This window comes from Sphingomonas oryzagri (assembly GCF_029906645.1).
Lineage (GTDB): Bacteria > Pseudomonadota > Alphaproteobacteria > Sphingomonadales > Sphingomonadaceae > Solisphingomonas > Solisphingomonas oryzagri.
In genome coordinates this window covers 2,313,467-2,330,790 of record NZ_JARYGZ010000001.1, presented here as the reverse complement: position 1 = coordinate 2,330,790, position 17,324 = coordinate 2,313,467, and the positions used below count along the sequence as shown (strand labels likewise).

The following is a 17,324-nucleotide window of genomic DNA, read 5'->3' as shown; positions in this document are numbered from 1 at the left end:
GGATCAGGGCCGAGAGCGGTGCCTGCGGCTCCGTAAGGTGGCGCCAGGTTATGAGCCGGCCCAGCTTTCCGACATAGCGCTTGCCAAAGGCGAGGATCATGATCCGGCTCCTGTCCCGATATTCTTTGAGGGAAACTCTACGAACGAGCGGACCGTCTGCCGTCATAATTTCGTCGTCAACTCCGATCGGATTTGCACCGGGGGCGCTGGAAGGGTGTTGCCCGCCTCCCTAGTGTCCCAGACGCCTGCGCACGCGAACGGGCCTTCTTGAACGACCGCATGCCCGCATCATCGGCAGCGGCTAAAGCGGTATGCGGAAGGGGGGCTTGGATGTCCGGCACCGGCGACAGGTTGGAGTTGCTGCGGGAAATCGACGCGCTGGAGGCCCTACTCGGCCGGATCGCGGTCATGGCAGCGGCACCGGATGCCGACCAGAAGCGCGCGCTCGTTGTTCTCCGCCGGGCACTCGCCGGCCACGTCCAGCAGATCCGGCTGCTCGGAGAAGCTGTTCACAAAAAGCCGGAAGGATCATGCTGATTTCAGCCCGCGATTTGCCGAGATGCGCACCCGAATGGCGCGACATCAGGCGGCCTGGCCGGTGGTGATGCAGGGCGAGGACCCTGCCGGCTTCGCGCGGTCTGCAGCGTCGCTGCGGGAGGCAAATCGTCAATTCATCCGCTGGATCCGTGGGTCGCTGTCGACAGGCTGAACCATGCTCCTGACGCCAGTGCGCGTGTGCGGCTCGCTGTCCTGCGCGAACGGATCCAGCGTGTCCGAGGCGTGCGGTCGTATTGGACTTGCCGCGCATCGCGTTTAGGGCAGCAATGTGCCGGCTCACTCGTCTCCTGGCTGCCGCTGCGCATGGAGCGGTGTTGGTCGATATGAAACCCGGTGGCGCAGATAACGAGGCCGGCCGATGATACTCACCCGCAGGATGGTGATCACCCAGGCCTGGCCGATCATCCTCGGCCAGAGCCTAGTCCCTTTGGTCGGGCTGGCGGACGCGACCATCATCGGTCGCACCGGCGACGCGGCTGCGCTCGCCGGCGTCGCTCTGGGGGCAACCGTCATCAACCTGGTCTTCTGGTCCTTCGGGTTCCTGCGCATGGGGGTGACGGGACTGACCGCCCAGGCCTGGGGGGCGGGTGACGATGACGAGATCGTGGCGTTGGTGGCCCGCGCGCTCCTGATCGGGTTCGGGATCGGCGTCGCGCTGCTCCTGATCTCTCCGCTGCTGATATCCCCGATCCTGGCGATCCTGCACGTGCCCGCCAATTCCCTGGCGCCGGCACGCAGCTTCACCATGCTTCGATTCTTCGGGGCTCCGGCAGCGCTCGCTTTCTACTCGATCAACGGCTGGCTGATCGGACTGGGGCAAACGCGCCTCGCGCTTGCCTGCCAGCTGGCGATGAACATCGTCAACATCGTGTGCGATCTTGTCCTGGTCGCGATCTGTCACCTTGGAGCCGCCGGCGTCGGCATTGGCACGGCATTGGCCGATTGGGTTGCCCTCTTCACCGGCATCTGCGCCGTCCGATCGATCCTCCGGTTACGTCCGAGCGCGGGCCGGGCGTGGCGCGTCAGAACCATCCTTTCCCGGCAGGCGCTGCGGCGACTATTCTCCGTGAACCTCGATATCATGGTTCGCACGGTGGCAATCCTCGCGCTGTTCAGCTGGCTCTCGAGGGCGGGCGCAAGGCTCGGTACTGTCCCGCTCGCAGCGAACCACCTGCTCATGCAACTCGTCGGGATCAGCGCGTTCGTCCTCGACGGTTTCGCCTTCACAGCGGAGCAGCGGGTCGGCGTCGCCATCGGCGCGCGATCGCGCCCGGCGCTCTGGCGGGCGATCAGGCTGACGGCGGAATTTTCTCTGGCCGGTGCTGCGATTTTCTCCTGCCTGTTCCTCGTCGGCGGGCGTGTGCTGGTCGATTTCGTGTCCACGGCGCCCCCTGTACGGGCAGAGGCTGACCGGATGCTTCTCTATTGCGCGCTGGTCCCGCTGGTCGGGATGCCGAGCTGGCTGCTCGACGGCATCTTCATAGGTGCAACCCGCGGGAAGGCGCTCAAATACGCCGCGATCACGGCGCTGGTAGGATATCTTGCGACCGACTTCATGATGCGTGGTGCGGGCAATGATGGCGTGTGGACAGCACTTCTGGCCAGTTACATCTATCGCGCTGCGGCGCTCGCTTTGGGCTTTCCTGCGCTGTTGCGGCTGACATCACCTTCTATCGCAATGGATGATTTTTCGATGACGGGCGCAGGGCAGGGGCGATAAGATCCCGGCTCTCGCTGAGACGGAGGCCGCCATGTGCGACGAGTTCATATATCCCGGGCTGGTCGAGGATGCGCGGTTGTCGCGGCGACACTTCGGCCTGCTGGCGACCGCGCTCGCAGGCACTCTGGCGACCGGCATGGCCGGCGAAAATGTGGTCGAGCAGGACGTCGTCGTACCGACGCCGGACGGCCAGTGCGACGCGGCCCTCTTCGAACCCAAAGGCAAAGGGCGCCATACGGTGATCCTGATGTGGCCCGATATCATGGGTCTCCGCCCCGCCTTCCGCGACATGGGCCGCAGGCTCGCCGGCCAGGGCTATATCGTCCTGGTGCCCAACCCGTTCTATCGGTCCGCGCGCGCACCCGTGATCGACGCTTCGTTCGACTTCAACAATCCGGATCAGCGGTCGCGACTGTTTGCGCTGCGCAAGTCCATGACGGATGACGGGATCGATCGCGACGCGCGGGCTTTCCTGGCGTTCCTCGATGCCCGGCCGCAGGCAGACCGTAAGGCAAGGGCGGGTGTGCAGGGATATTGCATGGGGGGAGCGCTTGCGTTCCGAACGGCCGCGGCCAATCCCGGGCGTATCGGCGCTGTTGCGAGCTTCCATGGTGGCAATGGTCTGGTGACGAACGATCCGGACAGCCCGCATCTGCTGATCGCCAGGACCGCGGCGACCTATCTGATCCTCCAGGCGCGCAACGATGACGCCCAGCAGCCTGGCGTGAAGGACGTGCTTCGCAAGGCATGTGCAGACGCCGGTCGACCGACGGTGGTCGAGGTCTATCCCGCGGACCATGGCTGGTGCGTTCCAGGCGGTCAGACTTATGATCCTGCGCAGGCCGAACGGGCGTGGAGCGCGCTCCTCGAACTGTATCTGGGCGCACTGACGTAGCCAGGCGGGGCATCGCCCTGTGCCGGGCCTCCGCCTCGATGCTGCGCCCGGGCACGCGGCCTTGAGGAGCCCGGTCCGATAGCAGGGCCGTGGCTGCGAGGCTTATGCGCCCTCCAGCTCCACCGCCTCCGGCACGACTGGCGCCCATTTGCGCTGCAGAAGAACGAGACAGGAAACCGCTCCCAGGACGAGGAAGAAGAAGATCGCCGTCATAGGAGCCTCGTAGCCGCCGCTTGTCTGCTTGAGCCATCCTGTCAGGATTGGCGCGACGATTCCCGCGACGCTGGTCGACACGTTCTGAACCCCTGCGACCAGACCCACCACGCCTTCCGGGATCAGGGTCAGCCGGCAGAGTGTGAGATGGTTTGCGGTGGCAAGGCCAAGACCGGACAGGGAGATGACCGCCCAGAACAGCGCGAGATCGATCGAGTTGGTCGTGGCGCCGAGCAGTTCGGTGCAGGCGATCACGAAGCCGGCAATGACGAAGCCTTTGCGGACCGCCACCGGATCCCGGCCGCGCCTGACCATCTCATCTGCGATCCAGCTCGAGACCAGCGCGACGAGCGCGATGCCCATGAAGCTGAAGAAGGAATAGAAGCCCATCCGGTTGAGCGAAAGGTGGCGTCGCTCGACGAGATAGGCCGGCATCCAGGTCATGCAGTAGAAGACAAAATAATTATAACAGAAGTTGATGATGATCGAGCCCCAGACCATGGGGCTTTTCATGATGTTCGCAAACGGGATGTGCGGATGCGAGCGGGTATCAGGCGGCGGCCCGGCGCCCGCATCGGACGCGCGGACGAGCACCAGCCAAGGCAGGAGCCAGAACAGGCCGATTAATCCGATAAGGATGAACATCAGTGGCCAACTGAAAGCGACGATCAGCCAGGCGGCGAGTGGGGTACCGATGGCAGAGCCCACTTTCGTGCCGAGCATGTATATGCCGACCGCGATACCGCTCTCGTTCTCCGCAAAATTACTTCGGATCCAGCGATAGCTTGCCGGGATGACAATTGCCTCGCCGGCGCCGGTGATCAGCCGCACGACGACGAGGCCGCCCAATGCGGTCATCATCCCGCATGCGGCCGTGGCAATGCACCACAGAATGAAGCCGATCGCATAAGGCCATTTGACGCCATAGCGATCGACAACCCAGCCCATCGGGATCTGGAGTGCGGCGTACGACCAGAAAAAGGCCGAGTTGAGCCAACCGCGACCGACATCGGTCAGGCCGAACTGGTGCGTGAAGGCGCCGAGGGCGAGGGCCGCGCCCATATTTGTGCGGGACACGAATGCCAGCATGGCGCCGAGGCCGAGAAGCACCAGGATGGCCCAACGGCGAGCCGCATCGGGCCGTGCTTCGTTCTCTCTCGTCACCGGCGCTGCAACCAAAATTCGTCTCCCACCGTATGTTCGCCCGGTCTGCGCCGTTCCTCACCCAGACACTAATTCGGCGGCGAGTGACCGGCAACGCCGTGAACCTGTGCCCACCTCGCCAGGGCGGCGCGATTGAAAGGACCGCGTTGGTGATCGAACCGGAGTTAACCCCGCGCCTGCGGTCGCAAGGTCCTGTCGATCGGAGGAGGGACCGACCAATCGCCAGACCAGGAAGCCGCTTCCGGCGCAGCGCGGAGGACACGGGCGTGTCGGAGCGAGAGGTCCAAGGGGAGATAGACAATGGTCTCTGACCGATAGCTTCAATGTCGCGGCCGGTGAGTGCCGGCCAGACTTCCGATAAGGAGCATAGCTTCCGGACGGACCCTGCCGATTCCCAGGTGCCACCGGCGAGACGTGGAGAGAGACGAGTGAAACGCAGAGAGTTCCTGGCCGCGGTTCCCATGACGGTCCTTCTCAGCAAGGCAGGCATTGCCAAGCCGCTGCCCCAAAAGAAGGGTGTCATGCTGATGAACCGGATCGCGCCGGCGATCTCTGAGCTCTACACGGCCGCGGGCGACGGGACGGGCGAGCGCAAACTGCTCTCATCGTCGGCCTATGATTACAATGTCCGGATGGCGCCCGGCAGCAACATGCTGGTCTTCACGTCCGAGCGGAATGGCGACGGCAATTCCGACCTTTTCATCGCACATCCGGATGGGACGGGCATCAAAGGCATCGTCGAGGCATCCTCGATGGACGATGCCGGCGCGCTGTCGCCCGACGGTCGCTTCGTCGCCTTCGTCTCCACGCGCAACGGCTATCGCGCCAACATCTGGGTGATGGAGTTGCGCACGGGTCGGATGAAGCAGCTGACTGGCATCGGAGACATCAAGGGCAATCCCGACAGCCCCGACTGTTATTTTCGTCCGGCCTGGTCTCCCGATGGGAAATGGATCGCCTTTTCCAGCGATCGCGACACGATCTGGCGTGGCCATGATGAAGGCCACGGATGGGAGCACACCCAGGAGACCGCAATCTACATCATCCGGCCCGATGGGACCGGCTTCCGCAAGGTCTCGGGGCGTGCCGGCTGGGCCCACGGGTCGCCGACATGGTCGCCCGACGGCAGGCGGATCGCGTTTTACGAGCTCACCGTGGAATCGACCTGGGGCGCGCGCCGGCCCGAGTGGATCGGCCGGATCGAGTCCCAGATCGTCTCGGTCGATGTCGCAACCGGCGATCGCATCGAGCACACCAACATTCCCAACCTCAAGGTCGGACCGCAGTGGCTCTCGGCGAACGAGATCGGCTATCTGGTCAAGGGCGGCCCCGACGAGGGGATCGGCTACACGTCGGGCAGACCCGGCTTTAAGCGCGCGAACCTGCGCAATCCGAGCTGGTCTGCGGACGGCAGCAAGCTCTTCTATGAGGTCGTGTCCTTCTATCCTCCGCGCAAGATCGACAAGCCGCTCTACAGCTGGGATCCCGACTGGGAATATCGGTTCATGGACGTTTTCCCGACACTCTCGCGCCAGGGCGTGCTGGCGATCACCGAGAAGCAGACGGGCAACTCCTCGATCGTGACGTTGAAGCCCGACGGGACCGGCCGGAAGGTTGTTTTCGAAGCGTTGGGCAAGGGGCTCAATCCCGTGAAGGTCAAGCAGGGACTTGCGGGCGCGTTCCAGCCTGCCTGGTCGCCCGACGGCCAATGGATCGCGTTCGGCTTTGGTGGCTGGTTTGCCGAGAGAGCCTACACGAAGGCAACCCTGATGCGGGTGAGGGCCGATGGGACGGGTGCGGAAGCCCTCACCGACGGGCGCGTCCACTCGGGCTTCCCGAGCTATTCGGCAGATGGCAAGGAGGTCGTCTTCCGGGTATGGGGAGAAGATGGCTCACGCGGGCTTCGCATCATGAATGTCGAGACCCGTCAGGTTCGCACGCTGACGACCGAGCTGGACAACCTTCCCGGCTGGTCACCGGACGGGCAGCGCATCGTCTTTACCCGCAAGGTCGATGGCAAGGTTTTCCAGATATGCACGATCCGGCCGGACGGATCGGATCTCCGCCAGCTAACGAACACCAAGTCGAGCAACGGGCATGCGGTCTGGTCGGGCGACGGCAAGATCATGTGGAGTGGGTCAGATCATGGCTTCCGCGATGAGGCCTCGCTCTACGACAACACTTTCCAGCAATATGGCCAGATCTACATCATGAATGAAGATGGCGGCGAGCAACGTCTCCTCACTGACAGCAAGTGGGAGGATTCGATGCCGCTCTACATTGACAAGTCGCTCCTCTAGTCTCCCGGTGGCGGGTGTCTCAGCCACCCGCCGGGCTGTGACAATCCCGCTCACGCGGGCATAGCCTGGCGGCGGGTGCACCGTCCGAGAGTATGAGCGCTCCCATCCCTTGTTGACGACGATCACGCTGAAGATCGGCTTCTTCTGGACCACGAAGGTCATCGCGGGCGGGCCTGCGATGATGCCGTCGAAATCGTCCGGATAGCGCTGCGTTTCAACGAGCGCGTCTCGGCCGCCATCCGAGCACCGGAAGAATAGGAGGTGCGCTCGACCAGGCCTTAGAGCGGTTTCCGCTCATTCTGGCTCATATCCGCAGGAGCTGAAGTAGTTGGCGCACTCGGTTGGCTTGAACAGATCGATGAGCTTGCCGATCAGGTCCCACAGGCCGCCGACGGTGCGCTCGCCTGCTTTTCGGAGCATTGCCTTGAGGCGCGAGAAGGCCTTCTCGATCGGATTGAAGTCAGGGCTATAGGGCGGCAGGAAGCGTAGCGATGCGCCGGCCGCCTCGATGAGCATCTGCACGGATGCTCGCTTGTGGCTCGACAGGTTGTCCATGATGACGATGTCACCAGGCCGCAGCTCCGGCACCAGCACCTGGGCGACGTAGGCTTCGAACCAGTCGCCGTTGATCGGCCCGTCGAGCACCATCGGCGCGACCATGCCGGTCATGCGCAGGCCCGCGACCAGCGTGGTGGTCTTGCGATGGCCGTGAGGGTAGCCCATCCGCAGGCGTTCGCCCTTGGCACACCGGCCGTGGCTGCGCGTCATGTTCGTCGCGGTCCAGGTCTCGTCGATGAAGACGAGGCGTTCCGGCTCCAGATCGAGCTGCCCGTCGAACCAGCGCTGACGCTGCCTCAGGACGTCGGGGCGGTCTTGCTCGATCGCGTGCCCGGTCTTTTTTTCCGAGTGATGCCGTGGCGTGCGAAGAAGCGATGCAATGTGCCGATGCCAACCGAAGCGCCGTGCTCGATCAGCCGCGCCTGTATCTCGATGAGGGTCATATCGGCCTGCTCGGTCACCAAGTCGCGGCAAAAGTGGATCGACGGCAGCTTCGCCGTCGCGACGCTGTTGCAGGAGATCGATGCCGCAGATTGCCTTCAGCATCCAGGCTGGGCGGATGCGTTCCAGGTGCATGTCGACCGCGCAGAGGAGTTCGTCGCCCAGGCGGCTGATGGCGCCATGAAATCAGCTCCGGACTTGAAGGCGGCGGCCACCCAGGCGCTGGCCGAGTATCGAAGCGGGGTGGAGCATGTGCGGCGGGCGCTCCGCACGCAGCGCACCAGCTTCCGGATGAAGCTCAGATTCTGGAGGTGACAGCGTAGACCTGCTCGCGATGGGCATCGTCGGCATCTCATCTGGCGCGGGGGACTTGGCCCGATCCAGACCGGGTGGCCCCGGCTCTTCGGTCTGGTTCCGATCTGCTGAATGCCCCGATTGCCAGGTTTCCCGCAGCCTCGTGATCAGGCGACAGTCGATTCTGCCGCGAAATCGACCATGATCTCGCCCGATATGTTCTCCAATGCCTCGCGCACCTCACGCAGTGCGAGAGCGGCAGGAAGGAGGAGCTCGGCTTTCGCGCGGAACAGTGGCGCACCGGACCACGCGCTGCCTTCGATCGAGGTGGTGAACGCCTCGATGTTGACCTCGAGACCGGCGAGGACAGTGGTGACTGTCCGGACTATGCCTGGACGGTCCTGGCCGACAATCTCGATCGCGAGCCGATGGCCCTCTCGCTCGCTTGTCTCGACGGGGGCGACGAGCTCGACCTTGAGCCCAACCGCATCAATCCTGCGTGTGGCCGTCTCAAGGTCGGCGAGCCTCTCCGCAGGCAGATCGATCAGGATTGAACCCACATATTTGGCACCAAGGCGCGACAGGTGGCTCTCCAGCCAGTTGCCACCTGCCTCGAACACGGCATCGGCAATCGCACGGGTGAGGCCCGGCCGGTCGCTGCCGATGACAGTCAGGATGATCGTTTGGTTCATGCTCTCACCTCGGCACAGAGTGTTTGGCACCCTTGTATATCATCTCGGAACCATCAGGGCGGACATGTTCGATCATCGCACTGCAATGCGCGCTGGCCCCACGGAATCATGGCGAGGTGCAGCCCAGGCTGCTGCCTTGCGCTGATCGCGGCCGTGCAGCGCCAAGGTTGACCTGGTTCAGATTGCCGTAGGTTGCGGGGGCGCAATTCATGACATTGAGCAGCGCGTATCTCTGGATGATCTGGACAAATTCTTCGTGTGAGCGGGTCGGAAGCCAGTTCGCGCGCATCGTCACACCGATATAGGGTGCGGGAGGCGGCACAGGAAAAGGAACCACGGACAGTCCATCCATGTCCTGGTCGATCTCGAAGCTCGTCATCAGAGCCAGCCGGTCGCTGCTGGCCAGAAGCGTGCGCAGCCCGGGAAGGGCAGAGATCTCTATCCTTGAACAAGATGCCGTTCGATCGCCGAGAAGCGTGTCGAATATCTTCCTCCGGCTCGATCCGCGGGCGCCGACGAGCCAGTCATGGGCGGCGAGGTCCTCGACGCCGACATTGTCTGCACGCGCCAGCGGATGTCCCTGACGTCCGACAATGACATAGGGCGTTCGGGCGAAAGGACGAGACGCCAGGTCGGGGCCCTCGTTGTCCAGAATCGTCCCGACGATGAGATCCACGTCGCCGGCGCGCAGGCTGCGCACGAGTGATGCCGAGCTCTCGACCACGACCTGCACGGCGCACTCCGCGCGTCTGGCGGCAAATTCATTGAGAGCCGCAGAGAGGAGGTAGGTGCCGCCCGACGGCATGCTGCCAATCGTGATCGAGGAACTCCAGTCGCCCGGGCCGGTCCGGATCTCATGGAGGCCCCAGCCGATCTCCTGCAGCGCGAGTTTCATGCCTCGCGCAAAGTCGACTGCCTGCGGTATCATCAACAGGCCCGAAGAGGAGCGATTGACCAGGGGACGCCTCAGATTGAGTTCGATGTCCCGGACGGATCTTTGCAGCGTCGCGGGGGCAATGCCGATCAGGCGCGCCGCATCAGCGAAGCTGGCGCTCTCCGCGAGGTAGATGAGCGATCTCAGCTGGCTTCTCGAGAGGCGGTTCAGCCGCGATCGGATGTCGTCTGGATCCTTCGCACCTGTAAAGCCGCGGAGGGCAGCCTCCGCCTGGTCGAACAGCCTGTTCACCCGTTTCAGGAAGATCGCGCCCAGATCGTTGAGAACGCTCCGCTGGGAGCCACGACTGACAAGCTCGCAGCCGACCCGGCGCTCAAGCTTTGCAAGCGACTGGGTCAGGCCCGGCTGCGATATGTTGCAAGCATCGGATGCACCGCGCACGCTCTTGACGTCGCTGATGCTCTGCAGAATTCGCAGCTGCCTGAAGCTGATCTCGTCAAACCGGTCGGCCGGTAATGCCGTCGCCATCGCAAAGCTCCCTCAAAGCCGTCGACGATGTCGGGCCGGAACCGCTGCGTGGACGCCGCAGCCCCGTCTCCGTGATTATCAGGTCATGCCGGTACCGGCTCGCATTCGGTGCCGGTTTCCCCGCTCTCTTTTTCAGAAGCGATCATGCGATCGATGAGACGCAGCGCCATGATCGGCGCGCGGTCGATCGCAATCGCGGTCCGCTGTCGCAAGCCCGTCGCTTCCTGCTCGCCCTGGATCGCGGTGACCATGACCTGATCCTCGGCGAACGTCTTTTCGAGATTGGCACGCAGGGTCGCCTCGAACTCCTGGTCGTTGAGCCGGTAATTGCGCAGGTGCAGCCAGAAGAAATGGGTCGAGCGCTCGGTTTCAGGGGTCAAGAACTTGTAGCTGAACGCGCGGATGCCGCCCCGCATCAGATTGCCCTCGCTGCGCTCCATGCCGGCGGGGATGACGGCGATGTCGACGAACGATGTGGCCGGCAACTCGAAATGAAAAGCGATCTGGCGGTCCACCCGGCCAGCGCCGAAGTCAAAACTCTTCTGGTCGAGCGGAGAGGGGGGGACATTCTCGATCCAGCGGAAGGCCTTGAGGCCGCGATCGTAGGAAGAGACCTCGACAGGCACGTCCTTCGCCGCCCGATTGCCGATCGTCTCCTTGTGCAGGAAGGTCGTGTGCGCCGGATCCATCAGATTCTCGATCTCGATCCGGTAGTTCCCCGCATGGTGCTGGTAGCCGCCGTCCATCAGGGCCCAACCGTCTTCGCCATACCCCTTCAGGATCGGAAGACTGTCCGGATCGGGCTCCACATCGCCGGTCCAGACCCAGATGAGGCCATAGCGCTCGGTCGCTGAAAACGCGCGGGTGCGCGCGGTCGGCGGGATGATGTCCTGGCCGGGAATGCCGATGCAGTCACCGGCCGCATTGAACACCATGCCGTGATAGCCGCAGCGCAGGCCGCCGTCTGCGCATTCGCCCATCGAAAGAGGCGCGAGCCGGTGGGGGCAGCGATCTTCCAGAGCGCCGATGGTCCCGTCGGGCTGGCGGAAGAGGACGATCTTGTCTCCCAGGATCGTGCGCGCGAACGGCCGCTCCTGGACCTCGCTGGCCCACGCCGCAGCATACCAGTGGTTGCGTACGAAGCCCTGGGTGAAATCCGCCTTGATCGACATAGGGCCGCGCCACTCCTCGTATCACCAAGAGGCGCTCATCCCGTGCGGCGCCCGTTGTGCCTTAGGGTATGTGGAGTTCGCGATGCCGCAAGACGGCAATTCGGCAACGAATTGGTGCGGCATGGTGCACAATGCGCGTTCGGCCAATGAGCGCTGCAAGAAGCGGCGGCAATGCCTGGAACTGATCCGATTGTTTCAGTAATGGGAACACAGAAGTCCGGAACGTGATATCGCCCCTCTGCTGCACCTCTCTTAGGCTCGTCTCCGAAATAACGACAGCAAGCCGGATCTGCGTGAGCTCCGCCGGCGCAACATGGGGAGGTACGACGGTGCGCATTCGGCATGCAGCGGGCAACCAGGTATGGGTTCGCAGGGTGTTGCTCTCCACCGTAGGTTTGTCCGCCGTCACGACGGCAAGCGCGGTCTCCGCGCAGACCGCTCCCGCGCCCGGCGCACCTGCGCCATCATCGAGCACCGGGATCGGGGAGATCATCGTCACCGCACAGAAGCGCTCCGAAAACGCCCAGAACGTGCCGGTGGCGATCACCTCGATCGGAGCACAGCGGCTGGCTGTTTCGGGTGTGACCGATACGGTCTCGCTCAAGGAACTGACGCCGGCGCTCAATTTCAACACCAATCTCGGTGGATTCGGTCAGCCGCGCATCCGCGGCATCGGCACTACCGCCACCGGTCCCGGCATCGAGAACCCGGTCGCCACCTATGTCGACGGCGTCTATATCGGCAGCTCGACGGGCGCGATCTTCCAGCTTGCCGACGTGCAGCAGATCGACGTGCTGAAGGGGCCGCAGGGCACGCTGTTCGGCCGCAACGCGACCGGCGGCGTGATCCAGGTCACCACCAAGAACCCGGCGCAGGACTTCCACATGGAGGGCCAGGCGCAATATGGCAATTACCAGACATGGGGCGGATCGGGCTACGTAACGGGCGGTCTCGCACCCGGTCTCGCGATCAGCCTGGCCGGCATCTACAACGAGCAGGACAAGGGCTACGGCCGCAACCTCTACAACAACAGCGAGGTGCAGAAGGGCTGGGATTACGGCCTGCGTGGCAAGCTGCGCTGGGAGGCCGGCGAGAGCACGACCATCACGCTGTCGGGCGATTATGCGAAACTGCGGCGCTCCGATCCGGCGATCCGCACCTATCAGGGCCTGACCATTCTCGGCATCCCGACCCCTGGCGGCAAACGCGACATCGACCTCGATACGCAGCCCCTGGTGGCGACCGAGCAGGGCGGCGGGTCACTGAACATCAAGCACGACTTCGATGGCGTGCAGCTGGTCAGCATCAGCGCCTATCGCAAGGCAAAGCTCTACACCTCGATCGACGCCGATCAGACCCCGGCAGACCTGCTCAATTTCAACGAGGTGCAGAAGGACGCGCAGTTCACGCAGGAAGTGCAGCTGCTCTCCACCAACAGTGGGCCGTTCAAATGGGTGGTCGGCGGTTTCTATATGTGGTCGCGCGGCGAATATGATCCGATCAACACCGAAGGAACGCTCGCCTGCGGCTATGCCTGCGCGGATATCCTGATCTCGCAATATGTGAAGCAAACGCTGAACTCGTTCGCCGGATTCGCGCAGGGCACCTATACTTTCGATCGCAGGACCAGTCTCACGCTCGGCTTGCGCTATACCAGCGACCACCGGCAGATGGATGAATCGCAGGTCATCACCACGACCCCCTATTTCGGGGCGCCAACCGTGCTCGACATCGCGGCGCCGACGGCCAAGAAGACCTTCCCCAAGCTGACCTGGCGCATCTCGCTCGACCATCGGTTCTCGGACCAGGTGATGGCCTATGCCTCCTACAACCGGGGTTTCAAGAGCGGCTCCTTCCAGCCGGACAGCTTCCCGCCGCAGGTGCTCCAGCCGGAAACGGTCGATGCCTACGAGGTCGGCCTCAAGACCGACCTGTTCGATCGCAAGCTGCGTATCAACGTCTCGGCCTTCTACGACAATTACAAGAATCTGCAGGCCAACCAGATCATCCAGGGCCAGCTCTACGTCTACAATGCGCCGGGCTCGATCAACTATGGTCTCGACGGCGATCTTGCCTTCAAGGCCTCGCGCAACCTGACGCTGACGGCGGGCGGCGCCTGGCTGCACGCGCGCTACAAGCACGGTTTCCTGACGCCCTTCTGGTCGGTGCCGATCCCCAACGCCTATAGTGACGCCAACCCGTTCTTCCACGCGGTCGGCGGCAACTCGGTGATCCAGTGCGTTGCCGGCACCGACTACAGCGGGACGGTCTTCGCGCCCTGCGACGCGTCGGGCAAGCGCCTCCAGAACACGCCCGACTATACGGTCAATGTCGGCTTCGACTACGAAGTCCCACTGGCGAGCGGCAAGGTCAATCTCGACGGCAACCTCTACCACAATGGCGGATATTACGATGACCCGCAGAACCGCCTGAAGCAGAAAGCCTATACGCTGCTCGACGCCTCACTGACCTATACGGCCGACAAGGAGCGCTATTTCGTGCGGGCCTGGGTGAAAAACCTCACCAACGCCTTCTACACCGAGCAGCAGAACGCGCTCGATGTCGGTGACAATCGTGTCGCGGCGCCGCCACGCACTTTCGGGGTGACGGCCGGCTTCAAATATTGAGCCGCCGGCAACGAGCTTAGGGGGAGCGCCATCCGTCTTCGCGGCGGATGGCGCATTTGTGGTTTGAAGATCGATCTGGAAGGGACTTTATGCTCGCGCCTTCGCCGTTCAAGGCGGTCTCCGCCATCCCTTATTACCCGCAATACGGCCTGTTCAGCCTGACCGGAGGCTTCGTCCGGCAATGGGAATATAAGGGGTGGAAGGCGGAGAGCCTTTCCTGGAAGAAGAGTTGCTACATCCATGCCGGCCTCTCGGGCATGGGGCAGATCGTGTATCGCGGGCCGGATGCCGAGCGGTTCCTAGCGCAGACCTTCGTCAACGGCTTCGCCAAGTTCAGGCCCGGCACCGCCAAGCACGCCATCGCCTGCGACGAGCGTGGGCTGATCGCCGGGCATGGCGTGCTTCAGCGGCTCGGCGAGGAGGAGTTCTGCCTCTATGTCGCAGGTCCATGGGCGCCTTATGCGTTCAGCCGCTTCGAAGGCAACGTCGAGCAGATCGTCAAGGACGACTTCCTCTTCCAGATCGCCGGGCCGACCTCGCTGGCGACGCTGGAGGCCGCAACCGGCGAGAGTCTGCGCGACGTCAATTTCCTGCGCTATCGGCGGACCTCGGTAGCGGGGCACGACGTGCAGATCATGCGCGTCGGCATGGCGGGGACGCTGGCGTTCGAACTGCACGGGCCGCTTCCGCATGCCGCCGAGATATACGATGCGGTGGTCCAGGCGGGCGCGCCGCACGGGATCGAGCGCCTCGGCTGGCAGACCTTCCAGGTCAACCACGTCGAGGGCGGGTTCCCGCAGCAATTCTGGACCTTCTCGTCCGCCGCGCACGACGATCCCGGTTTCAAGGCCTATATGGCGAAGATGCCGTATCGCTTTCCCGATCCGGTGATGGCAGGCAGCATCGATCCCGCCGATGTCCGCGCGCGCTGCCGGACGCCGGTGGAGGTGGGCTGGGAACGATCGATCCGCCTCGATCATGATTTCACCGGGCGCGAGGCGGTCGAGCGCGAACTGGCCGCGCCGCGCCGCACGGTTGTGACGCTCGAATGGAATGCCGACGACGTGATCGACGTCTACGCCTCGCTGTTCCGCGAGGGCGAGGAGTATAAATATCTCGAAATCCCCGTCTCACCGGCCAATCGCGGGCTGTGCGGCCATGCCGACCATGTGATGAAGGGCGGGGACGCGGTCGGCATCTCGTCGGGCACGGTCTACAGCTATCATTTCCGCAAGGTGATCTCGCACGCCACGATCGATATCGGCGAGGCGGATATCGGTAACGCGGTGACGGTGCTGTGGGGCGATCATGGCGGGCGCATCAAGGAGATACGGGCGACGGTGGCGCGCTTCCCCTATCTGCAGGAGGGGCGCAACCAGACGGTCGACCTGGCGGCGGCGACGGCATGATCGCGCGGCGAGGCGTCCTCGCGCTGCTCGGAGCGGGCGCGGCGATGCCGTTTGCGGGCTTCGCGCAATGGGGTGGCCGACCGGCAACGAAGGGCGCGCAGGTGACGTTGCTCGGCACCAGCGGCGGGCCGCCGCCACATGTCGATCGCAGCCAGCCGGCGAACCTGCTCACCGTCGACGGGCGCTCCTACCTGATCGATGCCGGCGAGAATTGCGGGCAGCAGTTGATGCGTGCCGGCACGCCGCCGTCGAAGGTGGATGCGACGCTGCTCACCCACCTGCACTGGGACCACACGCTCGGTCTCGATTATCTGATGGCAAGCGGCTGGATGCTCGGGCGGACGGCGCCGATGCCGATCTGGGGGCCGCCGGGCACGGCTGACTTCGTCGCCGACGTGCTCCGCTCCGACCGGATCGGCGAGGATATCTTTCGGCCGCAGGCGCCCGGCCGGCCTCCGCTCGCCAGCCTCTACCCGGTGCACGAGGCCGACGTGACCGCCCCGCAGACGCTGTTCGACGACGGCGCAGTGCGAGTCAGCGCCGTCGCCAACACCCACTTCGCGCAGATCCACAGCCCGCCGCACGACTATGGGCTCGACAAATCCTATGCCTATCGCTTCGACACGGCCTACGGATCGGTGGTGTTCACCGGCGACACCGGCCCGTCCGATCCGGTGACGCGCTTCGCGGAGGGGGCCGACATGCTGGTGGCGGAGATTGTCGATCTCGACAGCATCAAGGCCTCGATGCAGGCGGCGGGCAGCAGCGGGTCAGCGCTGGAGGTCCTGATGCAGCATATGGAGACCCAGCATCTCTCCGCCGACGCGCTGGGCCAGATGGCCCAGGAGGCGAGGGTGAAGACGCTGGTGGTCACCCATTTCGTGACCGGACCGCATTTCGATCCGCAAAGCCTGATCGCGCCGCTCCGCCGCCATTTCGCCAAGGGCGATATCCTGCTCGGCCGTGACCTGATGACGATCCCTCTCGGCAAGCCCGCCTAGGCGAGCGCGAGCCGCGCGGCTTGCACCGTGTTGCGCAGCAGGCAGGCGATCGTCATCGGGCCGACGCCGCGCGGCACGGGCGTCAGTACGGCCGCGTGATCGCATTCGTTCGCTGCGACGTCGCCGACGATCACCGTTTTCCCGTCCTCCCGCGCAATGCGGTTGATTCCGACGTCGATCAGCACCGCGCCGGGCTTCACCCAGTCGCCGCGCACCAGTCCCGGGCTGCCGGCGGCGGCCACGATGATGTCTGCGGTGCGCGCGATCTCGGGCAGGCCACGCGTGTGGATGTGGGTGATGGTGACGGTGCACTCGCGCTCGAGCAGCAGCATCGCCACCGGCTTGCCGACGATGTTCGACTTGCCGATCACAACCGCCTTCAGCCCCCGGAAATCCGCGATCACCCGATCGAGCAGCAGCATGCAGCCGAGCGGCGTGCAAGGGATGAGCCCCCCGGTACCCGTCGAGAGGCGCCCGACATTGACGGGGTGGAAGCCGTCCACGTCCTTGTGCGGGGTAATGGCGCCGAGCACTTCGTCACTCGCGATCTGCGGGGGTAGGGGAAGCTGGACGAGGATGCCGTGGATCCCGGGATCGGCGTTGAGTGTCGCGATCAGCGCCAGCAGGCTTTGCTGCGACGTTGCTGCGCCCAGCCGATGCTCGATCGAGCGGATGCCGACCGCCTCGGCGGCCAGCCGCTTGCGCCGGACGTAGATCTCGCTTGCCGGATCCTCTCCAACCAGCACGACCGCCAGCGACGGGTCGATGCCGTCCGCCCGCAGCCGCTCCACCTCGATACGTGTGGCATCGTCGAGCTCGCGTGCGACGAGGTCGCCGCGCAATATCGCGGTCATGAG

14 protein-coding genes and 2 pseudogenes are annotated in these 17,324 nt (G+C 64.2%); 8 read left to right on the top strand and 8 right to left on the bottom strand.

The genetic code is table 11. The features are described from left to right. Positions 1-330 precede the first annotated feature (330 nt). The 3 genes from QGN17_RS11225 to QGN17_RS11215 all read left to right on the top strand — a co-directional run bounded on the left by QGN17_RS11225 (position 331) and on the right by QGN17_RS11215 (position 3,173). Positions 331-537: a hypothetical protein gene (locus QGN17_RS11225; RefSeq protein ID WP_281044576.1), complete on the top strand. Its 207-nt coding sequence runs from the start codon at positions 331-333 to the stop codon at positions 535-537. 379 nt (positions 538-916) lie between these two features. Continuing rightward, the gene (locus QGN17_RS11220) at positions 917-2,278 is read left to right on the top strand and encodes an MATE family efflux transporter (protein WP_281044575.1); all 1,362 of its coding nucleotides are present in this window, start codon (positions 917-919) and stop codon (positions 2,276-2,278) included. A gap of 31 nt (positions 2,279-2,309) precedes the next feature. After that, positions 2,310-3,173 (top strand): dienelactone hydrolase family protein, encoded by an 864-nt coding sequence (locus QGN17_RS11215; RefSeq protein ID WP_281044574.1) that lies wholly within the window; start codon positions 2,310-2,312, stop codon positions 3,171-3,173. Positions 3,174-3,275: 102 nt separating this feature from the next. Here the strand turns inward: QGN17_RS11215 and QGN17_RS11210 are convergent, their stop codons facing one another. After that, positions 3,276-4,550 carry an MFS transporter gene (locus QGN17_RS11210; protein ID WP_281044573.1) on the bottom strand — a complete coding sequence of 425 codons (1,275 nt, stop codon included), beginning with the start codon at positions 4,548-4,550 and terminating at the stop codon, positions 3,276-3,278. A gap of 323 nt (positions 4,551-4,873) precedes the next feature. Between QGN17_RS11210 and QGN17_RS11205 the strand changes: the two genes are divergently transcribed. After that, positions 4,874-6,850: a hypothetical protein gene (locus QGN17_RS11205; RefSeq protein ID WP_281044572.1), complete on the top strand. Its 1,977-nt coding sequence runs from the start codon at positions 4,874-4,876 to the stop codon at positions 6,848-6,850. Between the two features lie 153 nt (positions 6,851-7,003). On the opposite strand, the pseudogene QGN17_RS20920 reads toward QGN17_RS11205, so the two are convergent. Together QGN17_RS20920 and QGN17_RS11200 are read right to left on the bottom strand one after the other, a co-directional pair. Further along, positions 7,004-7,093 (bottom strand): annotated as a pseudogene (locus QGN17_RS20920) (tannase/feruloyl esterase family alpha/beta hydrolase); the annotation flags it as partial. Positions 7,094-7,144: 51 nt separating this feature from the next. Further along, a pseudogene (locus QGN17_RS11200) lies at positions 7,145-7,744 on the bottom strand (IS630 family transposase); the annotation flags it as partial. Between the two features lie 174 nt (positions 7,745-7,918). Between QGN17_RS11200 and QGN17_RS11195 the strand changes: the two are divergent. Further along, positions 7,919-8,164: a hypothetical protein gene (locus QGN17_RS11195; RefSeq protein ID WP_281044571.1), complete on the top strand. Its 246-nt coding sequence runs from the start codon at positions 7,919-7,921 to the stop codon at positions 8,162-8,164. A 146-nt stretch (positions 8,165-8,310) separates the two neighbouring features. On the opposite strand, the gene QGN17_RS11190 is transcribed toward QGN17_RS11195, so the two are convergent. The 4 genes from QGN17_RS11190 to QGN17_RS11175 form a co-directional block, all read right to left on the bottom strand. Further along, positions 8,311-8,835 (bottom strand): glycine cleavage system protein R, encoded by a 525-nt coding sequence (locus QGN17_RS11190; protein ID WP_281044570.1) that lies wholly within the window; start codon positions 8,833-8,835, stop codon positions 8,311-8,313. 106 nt (positions 8,836-8,941) lie between these two features. Further along, on the bottom strand, positions 8,942-10,258 hold the full coding sequence (locus QGN17_RS11185) for a LysR substrate-binding domain-containing protein (protein WP_281044569.1): 1,317 nt from the start codon (positions 10,256-10,258) through the stop codon (positions 8,942-8,944). An 83-nt stretch (positions 10,259-10,341) separates the two neighbouring features. After that, on the bottom strand, positions 10,342-11,430 hold the full coding sequence (locus tag QGN17_RS11180) for an aromatic ring-hydroxylating dioxygenase subunit alpha (RefSeq protein ID WP_281044568.1): 1,089 nt from the start codon (positions 11,428-11,430) through the stop codon (positions 10,342-10,344). A 61-nt stretch (positions 11,431-11,491) separates the two neighbouring features. Next, the gene (locus QGN17_RS11175) at positions 11,492-12,034 is read right to left on the bottom strand and encodes a hypothetical protein (protein WP_281044567.1); all 543 of its coding nucleotides are present in this window, start codon (positions 12,032-12,034) and stop codon (positions 11,492-11,494) included. On the opposite strand from QGN17_RS11175, the gene QGN17_RS11170 reads away from it, so the two are divergent. The 3 genes from QGN17_RS11170 to QGN17_RS11160 all read left to right on the top strand — a co-directional run bounded on the left by QGN17_RS11170 (position 12,012) and on the right by QGN17_RS11160 (position 16,467). Continuing rightward, a complete protein-coding gene (locus QGN17_RS11170; protein WP_281044566.1) occupies positions 12,012-14,057 on the top strand; it encodes a TonB-dependent receptor in 2,046 nt (681 codons plus the stop codon). The genes QGN17_RS11175 and QGN17_RS11170 overlap by 23 nt on opposite strands. A gap of 89 nt (positions 14,058-14,146) precedes the next feature. Further along, a complete protein-coding gene (locus QGN17_RS11165) occupies positions 14,147-15,466 on the top strand; it encodes a hypothetical protein (protein WP_281044565.1) in 1,320 nt (439 codons plus the stop codon). Continuing rightward, positions 15,463-16,467, top strand: coding sequence for an MBL fold metallo-hydrolase (locus QGN17_RS11160; protein WP_281044564.1), 1,005 nt, complete (start codon positions 15,463-15,465; stop codon positions 16,465-16,467). The genes QGN17_RS11165 and QGN17_RS11160 overlap by 4 nt, the downstream gene beginning before the upstream one ends. Here QGN17_RS11160 and QGN17_RS11155 read toward each other — a convergent pair. Next, on the bottom strand, positions 16,464-17,321 hold the full coding sequence (locus QGN17_RS11155; protein ID WP_281044563.1) for a bifunctional 5,10-methylenetetrahydrofolate dehydrogenase/5,10-methenyltetrahydrofolate cyclohydrolase: 858 nt from the start codon (positions 17,319-17,321) through the stop codon (positions 16,464-16,466). The two genes, QGN17_RS11160 and QGN17_RS11155, sit on opposite strands and share 4 nt — an antisense overlap. Between the last annotated feature and the right edge of the window lie 3 nt (positions 17,322-17,324).

Bases quoted from the DNA above. Each gene is read 5' to 3' on its own strand.
- QGN17_RS11180 (WP_281044568.1), bottom strand. From the start codon at position 11,430: ATGTCGATCAAGGCGGATTTCACCCAGGGCTTCGTACGCAACCACTGG.
- QGN17_RS11185 (WP_281044569.1), bottom strand. From the start codon at position 10,258: ATGGCGACGGCATTACCGGCCGACCGGTTTGACGAGATCAGCTTCAGG.
- QGN17_RS11165 (WP_281044565.1), top strand. From the start codon at position 14,147: ATGCTCGCGCCTTCGCCGTTCAAGGCGGTCTCCGCCATCCCTTATTAC.
- QGN17_RS11220 (WP_281044575.1), top strand. From the start codon at position 917: ATGATACTCACCCGCAGGATGGTGATCACCCAGGCCTGGCCGATCATC.
- QGN17_RS11155 (WP_281044563.1), bottom strand. From the start codon at position 17,321: ATGACCGCGATATTGCGCGGCGACCTCGTCGCACGCGAGCTCGACGAT.
- QGN17_RS11205 (WP_281044572.1), top strand. From the start codon at position 4,874: ATGTCGCGGCCGGTGAGTGCCGGCCAGACTTCCGATAAGGAGCATAGC.
- QGN17_RS11215 (WP_281044574.1), top strand. From the start codon at position 2,310: ATGTGCGACGAGTTCATATATCCCGGGCTGGTCGAGGATGCGCGGTTG.
- QGN17_RS11160 (WP_281044564.1), top strand. From the start codon at position 15,463: ATGATCGCGCGGCGAGGCGTCCTCGCGCTGCTCGGAGCGGGCGCGGCG.
- QGN17_RS11225 (WP_281044576.1), top strand. From the start codon at position 331: ATGTCCGGCACCGGCGACAGGTTGGAGTTGCTGCGGGAAATCGACGCG.
- QGN17_RS11190 (WP_281044570.1), bottom strand. From the start codon at position 8,835: ATGAACCAAACGATCATCCTGACTGTCATCGGCAGCGACCGGCCGGGC.